We start from the raw sequence: 15,914 nt of genomic DNA, 5'->3' as shown, positions 1-15,914 counted from the left end.
CATGAAACGAGAGGGCGCGCTGGCCGACCTGGGCTCGTGGCAGCCGAACCGGTGCTCCCTGGCGCTGGCGATGGACGTGATCGGCACCAAGTCGGCGTTCCTGTTGCTGCGCGAGGCTTTCTACGGCACCACCCGGTTCGACGACTTCGTGCGCCGGGTCGGGATCACCGAGCCGGTGGCCGCCGCGCGTCTGAAGGACCTGGTCGAGGCCGGCATCTTGGACAAGCAGCCGTACCGCGAGCCCGGGCAGCGCACGCGCAGCGAGTACGTGTTGACGGAGAAGGGCACGGCGCTGTTCCCGGCGCTGCTGGCCCTCATCCAGTGGGGCGACGAGTACCTCCAGCCGGATGGCGGCCCGATCGAGTTCGTCGCCGATGACACCGGCGACCGGGTCCACGCCGACGTCCGCACGCCGGAGGGCGCCGCGGTCGCCGTCGACAACCTACGGCTGCGCCGCCGCTGACCGGGCCCGAGCCCGCTGGATGTCCCAGCGCGCGTCGAATTCCCCGTACACGGCAATGGCTTCGGCCAAAGCGGTTGCGGCGGCGTCCGAATGGCCGCGGGCCGCGTGCAGCACGGCCAGATCCTCCAGCGCCGCCCCGAGTTCCACCGCGCGCCCGATCCGCCGGTAATGCTCGACGGCCTCCATCGCCGGCTCGGGATCCCCGGTGACCAGGGCCCGGCACCGCAGCGCCGCCGAGTAGGCCCGGGCCGGCTGCTGCTCGCGGGCGGCCTCGTCCTGGCACTGCTCCGCGGCCTCGCGGGCCACCGCCACATCCCCCTGCTGCAACGCCAGCCGGGCCAGGTCCGGCAACCACTGGTGCCGCAACGTCATCTGCGAGTAGTCGGCCCGCAGATTGGGCTTGAGCAGCGACACGGCCTCGTCGACGCGCCCGTCCCGCTCGGCCGCAACCGCTTGCGCGGCAACAAGGAAGTCGCAGTTCTCCCGCTCGGCGGGACTGGCCACCGGCAGCTCGGCGGCGGTCAGCAGGTGGGCGTCCGCGGCGTCGTCGTTACCTCGCCGCAAGGCAACCAGCGCCGCGATGCCGTGCAGCAGGAGCAGCGTCACGGTGCTCTCGCGCAGGCCGTAGAAGGTCATCTCCGGGCTGTCCTGCACCACGGCGTCCAGCTCGACCAGGGCCTCGTCCCAGCGGCCCGTCCAGTAGTGGTGCACGGCGGCGGGCAGGTGCAGCTCCGTCGGCACGGCGTGCTGCCGGCCGAGTTCCCGGGCGAACCGCAGGGTCTCGTCGACGTCGCCGAGCCGGTCCAGGTTCTGCAGGCTGAACAGCCGGTTGTCCAACAGGTTCAGCCGCATGCCGACCAGTTCCGGCAGATCGGCGATGGCGGCGATGGCCTCGTCCACGACCTCGATGGCCGCCGCGTGCTCGCGGCGCACCGAGTGCACCACCCACAGCTCCTGGAGGCCGTGCGCGGCGGCGAAGGCATCGCCGCACTCCTGCCCGCGCTTCACGCCTCGTCGCGCGCTGACCTCGCACGCCGTCAGGTCCTGGTTGCCGGTCCGCTCGCCGATGGCCGTCAGCACCTCGTGCCGGGCCTTCCAGATCTCCGGCACTGCCGGCCCGTCAAGGGATTCGCGCAGCATCTCCACCGCGGCCGCGCCCTGCCCGCGCCGGCACAGGATGTGCGCCAGGATGGACCGCATCTCCGACAGCCGGTCGAAGTCCCTGGTCCGGCCGATCACGTACCGCACCTCGGACTCCGGCACGCCGCCGAGCGCGAACGACAGCCGCGCCAGCTCCGCGGTCAGCGCCTCGCGCGCGGCCGGCGTCAGCGTCGACATCGCCAGGGCCCGGCCGATCAGGTCCATGGTGATCTGCGGCGCCAGCTGGCCCAGCCGGGAAGCGTTGTCCCGCAACCAGTTCACGACCCACGGCTCGACCACACCGGCCACGGCCAGCAGTTGCTCGGCGACCTGGGCCAGCGGCGCGCCGGCCTTGGCCAGCGCCTGCGCGGCGTGGTTGTGCAGGGCCAGCCGGACGGCGCTCGGGGTGCCCTCGTACAGCGCCTGGCGGATCAGGCCGTGCCGGAACGCGAGGTACTCCCCGCTGGCCACCACCACGTTGCTGGCGATCGCCTCTTCCAGCAGCCCCAACAGCTCCGGCACCGGCCGGTCGCTGACCACCGACAGGTCGCTCATCGCGAACTCGCCGCCCAGCAGCGAGGCCCACTGGAGCACCGCGCGGACGTTGCCGGACAGGAAGCTCAGCCGCCGGGTCAGCGCCGCCACGAGAGAACCCGGTGCGGTGTCGGCGATTCCGTGCTCGATCTCGGCATTGCCGCCGGCCACGGTGATCGCGTCCTCACGGGACAGCGCGTCCAGAAGCTCCCGCACGTACAGCGGATTGCCGCCGGCACGGGCGGTCAGGGTGCTCAGTTCCGGCCCGGGCGGCGCGCCGACCGACTGCCGCACGATGTCCACGACGTCGTTGGCGCTCAACGGTTCCAGGTCGACGACGAAGCCGCCCTCGGCCGCCAGCCGGACCTGGGTGACCTGCGGCCGGCGCGGCAGCGTCCGCGCGCTGGCCACCAGCAGCAGCGGAAGTCGCGTCGTGGCGCGGGAAAGCCGGTGCCACACCAGCAGGCTGGTCTCGTCGGCCCACTGCATGTCGTCCAGCACCAGCACCAGCGGCGCCTGCTCGCAGAGCGTCTCGGCGAACGCCAGCAGCCGGTCGACCGCGGCGGTCACCGGGTCGGAGCCGGGCAACAGGCCGTTGGCCGGGCTGTGCAGGCTGTCGGCCAGCTCGGCCCGGCGCACGTCGGCCGACCGGCGGTCCACGTCGAGGCAGTCCAGAATGGCCCGCAGCGGAAAGCGCTGTCCGAGTTCGTCGGCCACGGCCCAGCCGAGCTGGCAGCCGGCCTGCTCGGCCCCGGCCAGACCGGCCGCGAGCAGCGAGGACTTGCCGATGCCGGGCTCGCCCTCCAGCCAGATCACGCCGCCGCGCCCGGCCACCACCTCGGCCACCATGGCCTGCATGCGGGCCACTTCCCGGGCCCGGCTGACGAAGCCGTCCGGCACGCGGGCGTGATGGCTGGCCCGGGCCGAGATCACGGGCTTGACCTCGCCGGCCTGTAACTGGTGAAACAACTTGGTCAGCGGTGGGCTCGGCTCGATGCCCAGCTCGTCCATCAGCAGCGTGGCCGCGTCCTGATAGACGGCCAGGGCCTCGTCGCGACGGCCGGTGCGGTGCAGGGCGGTCATCAGCAGGGCCCGCAGGCTCTCGCGCAGCGGATAGGTCCGGACCAGTTCGGTCAGCTGGCCGACCACGTCGGCGGCCGCCCCCAGGCCCAGCATGGCCTCCGCCCGCTGCTCCTGGGTGGCCAGCCGCAGCTCCTCGAGGCTGGCCCGCCGCCGTTCCGCGTACGGGCCGGGAATGCCGCCGAAGGCCTCGCCGTGCCACAGCGCCAGCGCCGCGTCGAGCGCGCGCAGCGCCGGGCCGTGTGATCCGGACGCCAGCAAAGTGGCGGCGTGCTGGCGAAGTTCCTCAAAACCGGTCAGGTCGACGTCGACCCGCAGCAGGTAGCCGGCGCCCGAGGAGGCGAGCAGCTGGCTGGGGGTTCGGTTGGCCCGCCCGGGCTCCAGCGCGCGGCGCAGGTCCGAAATGTACGTGTAGAGGCTGCCTTCGGCGCTGGCCGGCGGATCCTCGCCCCAGATGCCGTCGATGAGCTCGCTGCGGGACACCACCTTGCCCACGCTCGCCGCCAGCATGGCGAAGACGGCCCGCTGACGCGGCGGCCCCAACGGGATCTCGCCGTCGTCGGACCAGGCGCGGACCGCGCCGAGCAGTTCTACCTTCACCGAGGGCGCTGTCCCCACGAACGGGAGCATACCCATCGCCGGAAACCGCCGTGATCGACCCGCCACGCCTTGTAGCCTGAGCCGACTGGAGTAGCAAGGCCGGCAGAAGGGGGCCCCGTGTCGCTGCGGTACTACGTCTACATCAGCGATTCCAAGGTCGACATGCTGCTGCCGCAGGTCGATCCGGCGTTCGCCGGCAAGCGCAGCACGGAGCTCGGGATCAATCTCAAGGTGGTCACCGGCAAGCGCAAGGTCGAGTCCGACGCCGACCGGATCGCCCGGCTGGAGCGGGTGGTGCGGCACATCGACGACTTCTGCGACGTCGGCACGATCGACGAGCCGGGCCAGTACTTCCGGGGCCGGCTGGCGATGCGCTGGCGGGAGGCGGCGGGCGGCGTGACCTATTTCGCCGGCGCCACCGAGGACACCGTGGTGGGGCTGGGCGGCTCCAGCCATCACATCATCGGAGGAGCGCCGGAGAAGGATCGGACGTTCGCGCCGTCGATGCTGCCCGGGCTGATGCCGGCCATGCGGGCCATGCTCGACGACGAGGCGTCGGAAAGCGCTCTCGAGCTCGCGTACATGGCGAATCGGCAGCTGCGCGGCGACGAGCAGGAGCTGGAGTTCATCGCCAAGCGCCTGCGGCACGGGCCGAGTCCCTACCCGGAGATGGATCGCGGCCGGGCCGTGAACGTGGTGGTGGGGAGCCCGCTGTTCGTCGCCCTGGCCGAGTGATGGCCTGGCAGCCGGGAGAGACCGTCCTCGGCCTGTACGCCGTCAAGGACGTGCGCAGTGGCGGCATGGGCGTGGTGCACCGGGTGCACCACGTCGGCTGGCAGGTGGACCTGGCGGTGAAGACGCCCCGCCCGGAATGGGTCACCACCGAGGAGGACCGCCGGCACTTCGAGCGTGAGGCCGGCACGTGGGTCAACCTCGGCCTGCATCCGCACACCGTGAACTGTGTCTACGTCCGCACGATCGACGGCATGCCAAGGGTGTTCGCGGAGTGGGTGGACGGCGGCAGCCTCGCTGAGGCGGTGGCCGACGGCGGCCTCGACACCACGGCGAAGATCCTCGATATCGCGATCCAGACCGCCTGGGGCCTCGCCCACGCGCATGAGGCCGGTCTGGTGCACCAGGACGTCAAGCCGGCCAACGTGATGCTGGCTGCGGACGGCACGGCCAAGGTCACCGATTTCGGGCTGGCCAAGGCGTTGCCGGCCGGCGAGGACGCGCCGGCCGGGGTCAGCTTCGCCGGCATGACCCGGGCGTACTGCTCCCCCGAGCAGGCCGAGGCCATGGCCGGGGGCGATATGCGCATCACGGCGGCGTCGGACGTGTGGTCGTGGGCGATCACCGTGCTGGAGATGTTCGCCGGCCACCGCCCGACCAACTACGGTCAGGCGGCCGGCGCGGCGCTGACGACACTGTTGGACGACGGCCTGGCCATCCCCGAGCAGGTCGTGGCGCTGCTGCGGTCCTGCTTCGCCGACGGCCCGGAGTCGCGGCCCGCGGCCCTCGACGTCGCCTCGCGGCTGATCGACGTCTACGGGGAGTACCCACGCTCGAAGCCCAAGGCCGCTCGCCTGCTGGCCGACGGCCTTCCAACCAGGCCCTGTCGCTGCTGGACCTCGGCCGAGCCGAGGAAGCGGAAGACCTGTGGCGGCAAGCGGTCGGCGCGGATCCGTACCACCTGCCGGCCGTCTACAACCAGGGCCTGCACCAGTGGCGGGCCGGCCGGCGCACGGGCGAGGAGGTCGTGTCCGACCTGGTGGCCGCCCGCGCCGCCGAGCCGTCCGGCAGCCTCGGCGCGTTGCTGCTGGGGGCCGTCCAGGTTGAGCGGCATGACGACGAGCAGGCCCGCGAGCTGCTGGGCCAGGCCCTCGCCGCCGATCCGTCCTCAGTGGACGCTCAGACGGCGTTGGCGGCGTTGGACAACCGGCCGCCGGCCATCAGCGTCGACCTCGATCACAAGCAAGTCCAGGCGATCGCGCTTACCCCGCACGGCACGGAGGTGCTGTCTCGGGGACGAGAAGGGCCGGCTGGTGTTGTGGACGCCGGCCAAGGGCGGCAGCCGGCGCGCGGAGCGGATCCTGAGCCGGCGTGGGGATCCGATCGAGGCAGTCGCGCTGAGCGCCGGCGCCAAGGTCGGCGCGGTGGTCCGCAAAGGCGGCGCGGTCGAGCTGTGGGATCTCGCGCGCGGCCGCCGGCGGCGCGGGCTGCGCGAGGGCGGCGGCGTGTGCGCGGTCGCGGTCAGCGCGGACGGCAGTTTCTACGCCACGGGCCAGGTTTCCGGCACGGTGTCGGTCTGGTCGGTGGAGGACGAAAGCCGGGTCGCTGCCGTCATCGCGCACCGGGGGCCGATCGACTCGCTGGCGTTGAGCCCCGACGGCCGCCGTGTCGTGACGGCGTCGTTCGGCAAGAAAGACAGCAGCGTCCGAGTCTGGGACCTGGCGACCGGAGTGTGCGCCGCTGGCCTGACCGGGCCGCAGCGGGGAACGCTGTACGGAGAGCCGTTGTACGCGTACGACCTGGACACCGGGGCGATCAGCCCGGACGGCAGCAGCGCTGTCGTCGCATGGTGGAAGGGACCGCTGACGACCTGGGACACCCTGCGCGGCACCGTGGTCAGCGAGGTGCCGAACCCGATTCGGGACACGTACGGCGTCCTGATCGCCGGCACTACCGTGCTGACGACCGCCGAGTCCCCGGTCCGGGTCTGGGACGCGCCGACCGGCAGTTGCCTGCGGGACCTCGGCCGCGACCTCCGGCCCACCATCGTGTCGGTGCGCGCCGCCGCGATCAGCGCCGACGCCCGCGTGGCCGCCTTCGCCGACAGCTTCGGCGGCATCGCGCTCCGTTCCCTGCCCACGGCCGACTATCGGGCGCCCTGGTGCTACGCGCGGCCCCAGGAGGCCCACGAGCTGGTCAGCACGGAGAACACCTTCCGTGGCCGCATGGATCAGGTGAAGGCCCACACCGAGCAGGGCCGGTTCGCCGAGGCCGGTGCGACACTGCGGTCCATTCAGGACGTTCCCGGCTACACCCGCACCCACGAGGTGCGCGAGGCCTGGGCCGAACTCGCCCCGCACGGCGAGCGGGCGTCGCTGCTCGGGGCGTGGCATCTGTTCGAGTACGCGGCGGACGGCGAGTCCACGCAACCGCCGGCAGTGGCGCTGCGCCAGGACGGCAGGTACATGGTGACCACTCGCTGGACCGGTGAGGTCGACCTGTGGGATTTCCAGGCCTCCGAAAGGATACTGACGTTCGACCGCGGCGAGGGCGGCATGGCCGTGGACGTCCGCTTCGCCGTGGACGGCCTGCTGGCGCTGGTGCTGACCACCTCCGGGACCATCCGCCAGCTGCGCCTGGACGACGGCGTCAAGCGCATCTTCACCAAGGACACCGGCAAGCTCACCGCGTTCGACGTCAACGCGGCCGGCAACGCGGTCGTCATCGGCGACGAGACCGGCACGCTGCGGGTGCGGAACCTGCCCAGCGGCAACGTCACGGCCGAGCTGAAGTCGTTCAGCGGCACGATCCGCACCGTGGCGCTGAGCCCGGCCGGCCAGTACGCGGCGGCGCTGGGGCCCGTCGGCGACGAGCACGAGATCCACGTGTACGGGAACTCGAACACTCCGAAGTGGACACTGAAGAACCGTTCCGCCCACGAGGAACTGCGCTTCAGTCCGGACGGCGAGCTGCTGTTCGTCAGCTACGCGCTGTCGACCGGCGTGTGGGTCACGGCGACCGGGCAGTTCCGGTACTCGGTGCCGTGCGAGGGCACGATGACCGGCCGACGGCGGCTGGCCCTGAGCGGCGACGGGCAACTGGCGGTGACGCCGGACGGGAAGTCGTTGCGGGTGTGGCGGACCGACACCGGCAAGCTGGTCCGATCGCTGCCGGCGCCGACCTGGCCCAGCGTGTTCGAGCTCAGCCGGGACGGCACGTTCCTGGTCGCCGGCGATCTCGACCGCGTCGTCCGGGTGTGGGACGTGCGGACCGGGCAGTGCCTGCGGGAGATGGAGGGCCACGCCGCCGGTCTCCATCGCATGATGCTCAGCGACGACGGTAGCACGCTGTTCACCACCGACCTGGGTTCGTCCATGCACGGCTGGGAGCTGGTATGGGACTACGACTTCCGATGATCAGGCTCACGTCCGGCGAGGTCAACCAGGTGATCACCGGCACCTGCGTGATCGGCCGGGCGCCGGAGTGCGACTTCCCGATCCCGGCCGACCGCAAGGTGTCCCGCCGGCACTGCATGATCGACGTCGGCCTGGTGTCGGTGACCGTGCACGACCTGGGCAGCCGCAACGGCACCGTGGTCAACGGAAAGCCCTGCGAGGCGGCGGAACTGCGTGACGGGGACGAGCTGCTGATCGGGGACACGATCCTCCATGTCGCCCTGTTTCCGCACCGGGTCAGGGAACTGGGCCGTGGTGCGCAGGGGGTCGTGGAGCTGATCGAGGAGACGCCGGACGAGTTCGTCGCGGTCAAGACGCTGACCGAGCAGGGCCAGGTCGACCCGGCCGCCCGCGACGCCTTCCAACGTGAGCTGGACTGCACCAAGGCGTTGCGGCACGACAATATCGTCGAGTTCCTGGGCAGCGACACCGAAGACGGCGTGCTGCGGATCCGCTACGAGTACTGCGCCGGCGGCCACCTGACCGGCCCGTTGCCCATAGACACGGCCGTATCGCTGACGCTGCAAGCCCTCGACGCCCTGGCCTACGCCCACGAGGCCGACATCCCGGTGGCGCTGGCCGACGGCAGCACGGCGATCGGCCACGGCCTCGTGCACCGGGATCTCAAGCCGCAGAACCTGTTGCTCACCGGGGACGGCCGGCTGAAGATCGCCGACTTCGGGCTGGCGAAGGCGTTCGACCAGGCCGGCCTGTCCGGCCGCACCCGCAGCGGCGCGGTCGGCGGCAGCGTCGCTTTCATGCCCCGCCGCCAGCTCATCGACTACAAGTACGCCCGCCCCGACGTCGACCTGTGGGCGATCACCGCCTGCCTGTACTGGATGATCACCGGCCACGCCCCGCGCGACTTCCCACCCGGCGCCGATCCCGTCGCCGTGGTCCTGCGCGAGCCCCCGGTCCCTCTCCGCGATCGGACGGCGGCGCCGGCCGGACTGGCCGAGCTGATCGACTCGATGCTCGACGAAACCGTCGACGCCGGGCCGGCCACCGCCGCCGAGCTGGCGGCGGCGCTGTCCCGGGCAAGCTGACTTTACATTTTCAACCCACGTGGGTAGCGTCCGTTCCACCGGACCCCACCTGGGAGGAACACCCATGCAGATCAACGGATCGGTCGCACTGGTCACCGGGGCCAACCGCGGTATCGGCCTGGCCGTGGCGCAGGCCCTGGTCGCGGCCGGCGCGGCCAAGGTCTACGCCGGCGCGCGCAGGCCGGAGACCGTCGTCGACGACCGGCTGGTCCCGGTCAGGCTGGACGTGACCAGCGCCGAGGACATCGCCGCCGCGGCCGCGCTGGCCGAGGACGTGGACATCGTGGTCAACAACGCCGGGACCGGCGGCATCGAGGCCCAGCTGTTCACGGGATCCCTCGACGTCGCCCGGGAGGTCATGGAGACCAACGTGTTCGGCCCGTGGGAGATTGCCCGCGCCTTCGCGCCGGTCCTCGCCGCCAACGGCGGCGGTGCGCTGGTCAACGTGCTGTCGTCCACGTCGTGGTGGGCGATGGCCGGCGCGCCGGCCTACTCCGCCTCGAAGGCCGCCGCGTGGTCGCTGACCAACGCGCTGCGACTCGGCCTGGCCAAGCAGAACACGCTGGTCGTCGGCGTCCACTCCGGATTTGTGGACACGGACTTCAGCGCCGCCGTCCCGGCCGACAAGATCACCGCGATCGACCTGGCCGACCAGATCGTGCGAGCCCTGGCCGAGGACCGGACCGAGGTGCTGGCCGACGAGTTCACCGCCGCCACCCGGCGCGCGCTGGCCGGCGGCATCGAGGCCGTGCAGGGCATCACGCCGTACAAGGTCAGCTGAGCTCGGCGTCGCACGGCGCCATGATGTCCACATCGGACTGTTCGACCTCGCGGCCGTCGCCGGTGACGAAGGCCACGCGCAGCGGCTCCCCGGTGGTCCGGGTCCGGCGTGCCGCCGACGGCCCGGCCGGCCGGGGCCGGTACTTGTCGCCCCACTGCTGGAACGCGCCGAGAACGGGCAGCAGGTCGCGGCCGGCGTCGGTCAGGTGATAGCTCAGGCGGTGCCGGCTGCCCGCCTCCTGATAGGACCGCGTGCGCAGCACGCCCGCCTCGACCAGCGTCTTCAACCGCGTGCTGAGCAGGTTGGGGGCCACCCCCAGCGCCGACTGGATCTCGGCGAACCGGTGCTGGCCAAGGAAGATCTGACGCAGGATCAGCAGCGACCACCGCTCGCCGAGCACCTGCAGGCTGCGCTCGATCGAGCAGCTCGGGACGTCCAGTTCCGACACCGGCCACCTCCTGGCTTCAGATCCTGAATCCAGAATGGCAAACCGGCTGCCCCCGACGCAACTCACGGTGGGGTCGCGCTGTGCGCCACATCGCCCTGTTCGCCGATCGCGCCCACGCCCTTCGATCACGTATCTTTCCTCCTCGGCCCGGAAAGACTCCGGAACACTGCACCCCGCCCCACCACCGTCCCGGAGGAGAAATGACCGAAGTCGTGGCGCACGCCGTCCCCCCTTCCGCCACCAGCAAGGGTTTGCGCCCCGGCGCCCTGAGCATGGTGTCGTCGGTCGTGATCGGGACCGCGTCCACCGCGCCGGCGTATTCCATCGCCGCCACGCTCGGCCTGCTGGTGATCGCCGGCACCGGCTTCCAGGCCGCCTCGTTCGTGCTGTTCGCCTTCGTGCCGGTGATGTTCGTCGCGTTGGCCTTCCGTGAGCTGAACTCGGCCGAGCCGGACTGCGGCACCAACTTCACCTGGGCCACCCGCGCGTTCGGCAGCAAGGTCGGCTGGATGTCGGGCTGGGTCGTGACGATCGCCCAGCTGCTGGCCATGACCAGCCAGTCGGCCATCTCCGGCAAGTACACGCTGCTGCTGTTCGGCGCCAAGGACCTGGCGGACAACAAGTTCGCCACCATGGGGGTGGGCCTGGCGTGGCTGGTCCTGCTGTGCTGGATCTGCTACCGCGGCATCGAGGTCTCGGCCCGGCTGCAGTGGGTGCTGCTGGCCGTCGAGCTGACGGTGCTGGTCATCTTCTCCGTGGTCGCGCTGTACCGCGTGTTCGACGGCAGCGCCGGGCCGCAGGCCTCCGCGCCGCAGCTGAGCTGGCTGCTGCCGACCGGCATCGGCGCGGGCGCGTTCATCGCCGCCACGCTGCCGGCCGTGTTCCTGTACTGGGGTTGGGACAGCTCGGTCTCGGTCAACGAGGAGTCCGCGGATCCGCGGCGCGGCCCCGGCAAGGCGGCGGTGCTGTCCACCGTGCTGCTGGTGCTGAACTACGTGATCGTCACGATCGCGGCGCTGGCCTTCGCCGGCATCGGCGCGGCCGGCATCGGACTGGGCAACCCCGACAACTCGGACGACGTGCTGGCCGGTCTGGGCTCGGCCGTGTTCGGCGAAGGCTCGTTCGGCAAGGTCATGGGCGTCTTGCTGATCGTGTCGGTGCTGACCAGCGCGGCCGCGAGCAGCCAGGCCACGATCATGCCGTGCGCCCGCACCACGCTGTCCATGGCCTCGCACGGCGCGCTGCCCGAGGTCTTCGCCAAGGTGCACCCCCGCTACCTCACGCCGACCGTGTCGACCTGGACGTTCGGCATCGTGTCCTTCGCCCTGTACGTGCTGCTGTCGCTGCTGAGCGACGACGTGCTGTCCGACTCGGTCAGCGCCGTCGGCCTCACCATCGGCGTCGAGTACGCGATGACGGCGCTGGCCTGCGTGTGGATCTTCCGCAAGACCCTGCTCGGCAGCGTCCGCAACTTCTTCATGCGGGGCGTGTTCCCGCTGATCGGGGGCCTGTTCTTCGCGCTGGTGCTGGTGCTCGCAGTGATCTACTACGCCCAGCCGGACAGCGGTGAGACCACTATCTTCGGCATCGGCGGCGTCGCGGTGATCGGCGTGCTGGCCATCGTGATCGGCGTGCCGCTGATGGCGATCGTCTACCGCGGCTGCCGTGACTTCTTCGCCGGGCGCAGCCTGCCGCGCGGCTCCGTGCCCACCGACGGCGACTCGATCGTCGCCGACCGGGTCTGAAGGCGGAAATTCGCGCGGTGTCGACCTGACTTGGGGCACCGGTGGTCGACAATCGGCCACCGTGCTCCAAGATGCGGTATGGGCATCGAATTAGCGTTCCGCGGCAGCGCCGGCACCGGTCCGACCGTCGTTCTTGTGCACGGCAACTCCGCCTCGTCGGCCGTGTGGCAGGGCCTGCTCGACGGGCCGTTCGGCCAGCGATTCCGTTGTCTCGCCGTGGACCTGCCCGGGCACGGGGCGGCGCCGCGCGGCGACGAGTACTCGATGCTCGGGCACGCGGCGGCGTTGGCGCAGTTCATGTCGTCGGCCGACGCCGAGGACGCCGTGGTCGTCGGCTGGAGCCTGGGCGGGCACGTGGTGCTGCACGCCTCCGCGTCGCTGCCCCGGGCCACCGGTTTTGTGCTGATGGGGACGCCGCCGATCGCGACGCCCGAGTCGCTGTCCCGGGGTTTCCTGCCGAATCCCGCCTTCGGCGTCGGCTTCCAGGGTGAGGTCGGCGCCGAGGAGGCCGCGGCGTATGCGGCGGCCATGCTGTCGCCCGGGTCGTCGGTGTCGCCCGAGGTGTTCGTCCCGGACATCCTCGCCACCGATCCTGCCGCCCGCACCGGCCTCGCTGCCAGTGTCGCGGAGGGTCGGGTCGTCGACGAGCTCGCGGCCGTGGCGAATTTGGGGCGGCCGCTGCTCGTGCTGCACGGCAGCGAGGATCAGTTGGTGTCGCTGGACTATCTGCGCACGGAGGGGTTGGCAGTCGAGGTGCTGGACGGCGTCGGCCACGCCGTCCCGGTCGAGGCGCCGGAACGGCTCGGGCAGCGGCTCACCGAGTTCGTCGAGAGTTACCGGTAGGGGCGGAAGAACTTCCGCAGCTCGGCCGCGTACAACTCGGGCTGCTCGAACGGCGCGAAGTGGCCGCCGCGGTCGAGTTCGGTGAAGTACGCCAGGTTCGTCGTGCGCTCCAGCCACGCTCGCGGCGGCAGGACCACGTCCCCGGCGAACAGCGAGAAGCCGGACGGCACCTCGACGCGGCGGGCGAGCTGGGCCGGTGGGATCGCCGCATTCGCGTTGTACATGCGCATCGAGGAGCCGATCGTCCCGGTCAGCCAGTAGATCGTGATGTTCGTGAGAACCTCGTCCATGGTGTAGGTCTGGTCGAACTTGTCGCTCCAGGACCGGAGTTTCTCCACGATCCACGCGGCCAGGCCGGCCGGCGAGTCGGTCAGGCCGGCCGCCGCCGTCTGCGGCTTCGTCCGGTGCATCGCCGCGTAGGCGCCCTCTGTCCCTCCCCAAGCCGCGACCGCCTGCATCCAGTCCCGCTCCGCCTGGGTCAGGTCGGCCGGATCTCCTTGGTAGATCGGGAGTCCGCCGTCCGTCCGGTGCACGGCCACGACCCGCTCCGGGTGGTCAAGGCCCAGGTACCGGCTCACGTGGCTGCCGATGTCCCCGCCGCCCGCGGCGAACCGTGGGTAGCCCAGGGTTTCCATCAGCTCGGCCCAGAGCCCGGCCACCTGTGCCGAGTTCAGGGCGTGGCCCGGCCGGCCGGAGTAGCCGAAGCCCGGCACGTCCGGCACCACCACGTCGAAGGCGTCGGCCGGGTCCTCGGGGTCGGTGAGGAGCCGGATCACCTTGGAGTAGCGCCAGAAGGAGTCCGGCCAGCCGTGCGTGAGCACGATCGGCAGCGCCCCTTCGGACGCGGCCTTGGCGTGCACGAAGTGGATACGGTGGCCGCCGACCTCGGCCTGGAACCGTGGCAGCTTGGCCAACTCCGCCTCGACCGCCGGCCAGTCGAAACCGTCCGCCCAGTACTCGACCAGCCCCTTGAGGTAGTCAAGATCCGTGCCCAGCGACCAGCCGGCGTCCTCGGGCGCGTCCGGCCAGCGGGTGTTTCGAAGGCGGGCGCGGAGATCTTCCAGCTGCTCGGCGGTGGCGTGGGCTTCGAACGGCTCGGGGCTGGGCATGCTCCCAGCCTAATCCGTCCTACGCGGACGCCTTGAGCTCCAGCAACGTCGCGGGGTCGGAGCCGCCCGTGCCGACGCCGATGCCGGTCCAAGTGCCCTTGCCGACGGGCACAGTGCTGCTCTGGCCGTTGACCGAGATGGTCGCCTGCACCGTGTGGTTGTCGCCCTTGACCTGGTAGGCGTCGGTGAGCTCCAGCTTGAGCTCGCCGGACGAGCCGAGTACCTGGAAGCAGTAGTGCCCCGGGTCGGCGCTGTGGTCGCCGGCGTTGAAGGCGTGCACCTCGATCAGGCCGGTGACGTTGACGCAGTCGACCATGACCAGGTGGCCGTCGCCGCTGATCAGCTTGATGCCGCGGTTGGCGAGAATGGCATCCGCGCCGGGATAGGTGTAGTCCTCGACGAGGCCGGTGTCACCGGCGTCCTGGGCCGACTGGCGCTCCGCCACACCGGCCCCGACGGACAGCGCCGCCACCGTGCCGACGACGGCAGCCGTGACGAGTACACGGGCAAAGGCTCGCATGGTGGCTGGTCCACTCCTGTCCTGTCGAGACGGCACGACACGGCAGCAGAAGATCGGATCCCCCTGCCGACGCCCGCCCCCCTCATCCGCGACGACGTGCCCAAGCTAAAGCGCTGGTCGGTCAAGAGTCAAGAACTCCCAGATCACGCGGCCGTGAACTAGCATCCGCCACGGGGAGGAGTGGGGGGATCCACGTCGGGGACCCGCGTGCCTTTGGGCCGGCGATCCGTTGCCACGCCTCGGTTTCTGCCGCGTTCCAACGGAGGGCACGAGCATCCATGAGACAGTTGACCAGAGCGATCGGCACGGTGCTGGCCGCCACGCTGGCGATCGGCGCAGTGACCGTGCCCTCGGCCGCCGCCGACACCCCTGAACCGTCCGAGCGCCAGCAGCTGCTGTCGTTGATCACCGACGGCGGCCCGGTCATCGCGAATGCCGCCGAGGCCGCGCTGACCGGCACCGACGACGACGTGCACACCTTCGTCAGTACGCGCCTGCCCTTCATGCAGGAGACGCAGGACCGCATCTCGGTGCAGCAGATGCTCAACACCGGCGGTCCGGCCACGCAGCAGGCCGCGAACACCGCGCTGAGCGGTGACATCGCCGCCGTGCGATCGTTCCTCGCCACGGGCTGGCAGCAGGCGTGGAAGGACGACATCCGGATCCAGATCAGCCGTCTCCAGACGGCGGCGACCGGCCCCGCGGTCAAGCAGGCGGCCAACGCCGCGCTGAACGGCACGGTCGACAACCAGATGGCGTTCCTGGACACCGGCTGGCAGCAGGCCCAGGACAACGACGACCGGATTTCCGTGCAGCTGCTGGTGAACCCCGGCGGCCCGAACGTGAAACTCGCCGGCAACCAGGCGCTGTCCACCAGCATCGACGACGTGCGGTACTTCCTGCGCAACGGGTTCCAGGTCGCGCAGCAGCGTGACGAGGAGACGGTGACCGTCTCGCAGCTGGCGACGCTGGCGCAGAGCGCGGAGGGCCGGTCGGCGAAGTTCCTGCAGACGGCGCAGGACGCGGCCAGCCAGGCCGTCGCCGCGGCCGCCGCGGCCAAGGCCGCCGCCGTGATCGCGGCCGACGAGACCAAGAAGGCGCAAGGGTCCGCCGCCCAAGCGGCGGATGCCGCGTCCCGGGCCGCCAGTGCCGCCACCCGTGCGGCGGAGGCCGCGCAGACGGCGATCCGCTCGGCCCAGGCCGCCACCAACGCGGCCCGCGAGGCCTCGAACGCCGCGAGCCAGGCGGCGTGGGCGGCGTCGAAGGCCGGTCAGGCCGCCGCGAACGCCCGCAGTGCCGCCGCGGACGCCGCCAACGACAAGGGCAAGGCCGTCGCCGCGAGCAACGCCGCCACGGCCGCGCGTGACGCGCCCGTGGCGCGCGGTCCGTCGCCGACGCGGTGAGCCACGCCATCGCCG

Annotated in this window: 12 protein-coding genes; 8 read left to right on the top strand and 4 right to left on the bottom strand. The window is 71.4% G+C overall.

Annotated features, from left to right (window positions below):
- Position 1 precedes the first annotated feature (1 nt).
- A complete protein-coding gene (locus KUTG_RS45245) occupies positions 2 to 463 on the top strand; it encodes a winged helix-turn-helix transcriptional regulator (RefSeq protein ID WP_043726050.1) in 462 nt (153 codons plus the stop codon).
- On the opposite strand, the gene KUTG_RS45240 is transcribed toward KUTG_RS45245, so the two are convergent.
- Complete coding sequence (locus tag KUTG_RS45240; protein ID WP_198047543.1) at positions 443 to 3,835, bottom strand: BTAD domain-containing putative transcriptional regulator; 3,393 nt, start codon at positions 3,833 to 3,835, stop codon at positions 443 to 445. The two genes, KUTG_RS45245 and KUTG_RS45240, sit on opposite strands and share 21 nt — an antisense overlap.
- 99 nt (positions 3,836 to 3,934) lie before the next feature.
- On the opposite strand from KUTG_RS45240, the gene KUTG_RS45235 reads away from it, so the two are divergent.
- From KUTG_RS45235 to KUTG_RS45220, 4 genes are all read left to right on the top strand, one after another.
- Positions 3,935 to 4,552: a DUF7019 family protein gene (locus tag KUTG_RS45235; RefSeq protein ID WP_043726048.1), complete on the top strand. Its 618-nt coding sequence runs from the start codon at positions 3,935 to 3,937 to the stop codon at positions 4,550 to 4,552.
- Complete coding sequence (locus KUTG_RS45230) at positions 4,552 to 7,965, top strand: WD40 repeat domain-containing serine/threonine protein kinase (protein WP_052396170.1); 3,414 nt, start codon at positions 4,552 to 4,554, stop codon at positions 7,963 to 7,965. Before KUTG_RS45235 ends, KUTG_RS45230 begins: the two co-directional genes overlap by 1 nt.
- Complete coding sequence (locus tag KUTG_RS45225; RefSeq protein ID WP_052396169.1) at positions 7,962 to 9,050, top strand: protein kinase domain-containing protein; 1,089 nt, start codon at positions 7,962 to 7,964, stop codon at positions 9,048 to 9,050. The genes KUTG_RS45230 and KUTG_RS45225 overlap by 4 nt, the downstream gene beginning before the upstream one ends.
- A 64-nt stretch (positions 9,051 to 9,114) precedes the next feature.
- Positions 9,115 to 9,831, top strand: a complete 717-nt coding sequence (locus KUTG_RS45220) for an SDR family oxidoreductase (RefSeq protein ID WP_043726046.1) — start codon at positions 9,115 to 9,117, stop codon at positions 9,829 to 9,831.
- On the opposite strand, the gene KUTG_RS45215 is transcribed toward KUTG_RS45220, so the two are convergent.
- Positions 9,824 to 10,279 carry a winged helix-turn-helix transcriptional regulator gene (locus KUTG_RS45215; RefSeq protein ID WP_043726043.1) on the bottom strand — a complete coding sequence of 152 codons (456 nt, stop codon included), beginning with the start codon at positions 10,277 to 10,279 and terminating at the stop codon, positions 9,824 to 9,826. The two genes, KUTG_RS45220 and KUTG_RS45215, sit on opposite strands and share 8 nt — an antisense overlap.
- A 200-nt stretch (positions 10,280 to 10,479) precedes the next feature.
- On the opposite strand from KUTG_RS45215, the gene KUTG_RS45210 reads away from it, so the two are divergent.
- Positions 10,480 to 12,024, top strand: coding sequence for an APC family permease (locus KUTG_RS45210; protein ID WP_043726042.1), 1,545 nt, complete (start codon positions 10,480 to 10,482; stop codon positions 12,022 to 12,024).
- A 78-nt stretch (positions 12,025 to 12,102) separates the two neighbouring features.
- Complete coding sequence (locus tag KUTG_RS54780; protein ID WP_052396168.1) at positions 12,103 to 12,867, top strand: alpha/beta fold hydrolase; 765 nt, start codon at positions 12,103 to 12,105, stop codon at positions 12,865 to 12,867.
- Here the strand turns inward: KUTG_RS54780 and KUTG_RS45200 are convergent.
- Both KUTG_RS45200 and KUTG_RS45195 read right to left on the bottom strand, forming a co-directional pair.
- Positions 12,858 to 13,976: an epoxide hydrolase family protein gene (locus KUTG_RS45200; RefSeq protein ID WP_043726040.1), complete on the bottom strand. Its 1,119-nt coding sequence runs from the start codon at positions 13,974 to 13,976 to the stop codon at positions 12,858 to 12,860. The two genes, KUTG_RS54780 and KUTG_RS45200, sit on opposite strands and share 10 nt — an antisense overlap.
- A 19-nt stretch (positions 13,977 to 13,995) precedes the next feature.
- A complete protein-coding gene (locus tag KUTG_RS45195; RefSeq protein WP_157495239.1) occupies positions 13,996 to 14,496 on the bottom strand; it encodes a hypothetical protein in 501 nt (166 codons plus the stop codon).
- A 278-nt stretch (positions 14,497 to 14,774) separates the two neighbouring features.
- Here KUTG_RS45195 and KUTG_RS45190 point away from each other — a divergent pair, with 278 nt between their 5' ends.
- Entirely contained in the window at positions 14,775 to 15,899 is a 1,125-nt protein-coding gene (locus KUTG_RS45190; RefSeq protein ID WP_084580551.1) for an ALF repeat-containing protein, read from the top strand.
- Positions 15,900 to 15,914 lie beyond the last annotated feature (15 nt).

The sequence above is a fragment of the Kutzneria sp. 744 genome, from assembly GCF_000568255.1.
GTDB lineage: Bacteria > Actinomycetota > Actinomycetes > Mycobacteriales > Pseudonocardiaceae > Kutzneria.
The sequence above is the reverse complement of the archived record's forward strand: the minus strand, read 5'-3'. Positions and strand labels throughout refer to the sequence as shown.

Bases quoted from the DNA above. Each gene is read 5' to 3' on its own strand.
- KUTG_RS45200 (WP_043726040.1), bottom strand. From the start codon at position 13,976: ATGCCCAGCCCCGAGCCGTTCGAAGCCCACGCCACCGCCGAGCAGCTG.
- KUTG_RS45245 (WP_043726050.1), top strand. From the start codon at position 2: ATGAAACGAGAGGGCGCGCTGGCCGACCTGGGCTCGTGGCAGCCGAAC.
- KUTG_RS45210 (WP_043726042.1), top strand. From the start codon at position 10,480: ATGACCGAAGTCGTGGCGCACGCCGTCCCCCCTTCCGCCACCAGCAAG.
- KUTG_RS54780 (WP_052396168.1), top strand. From the start codon at position 12,103: ATGGGCATCGAATTAGCGTTCCGCGGCAGCGCCGGCACCGGTCCGACC.
- KUTG_RS45195 (WP_157495239.1), bottom strand. From the start codon at position 14,496: ATGCGAGCCTTTGCCCGTGTACTCGTCACGGCTGCCGTCGTCGGCACG.
- KUTG_RS45225 (WP_052396169.1), top strand. From the start codon at position 7,962: ATGATCAGGCTCACGTCCGGCGAGGTCAACCAGGTGATCACCGGCACC.
- KUTG_RS45220 (WP_043726046.1), top strand. From the start codon at position 9,115: ATGCAGATCAACGGATCGGTCGCACTGGTCACCGGGGCCAACCGCGGT.
- KUTG_RS45190 (WP_084580551.1), top strand. From the start codon at position 14,775: ATGAGACAGTTGACCAGAGCGATCGGCACGGTGCTGGCCGCCACGCTG.
- KUTG_RS45230 (WP_052396170.1), top strand. From the start codon at position 4,552: ATGGCCTGGCAGCCGGGAGAGACCGTCCTCGGCCTGTACGCCGTCAAG.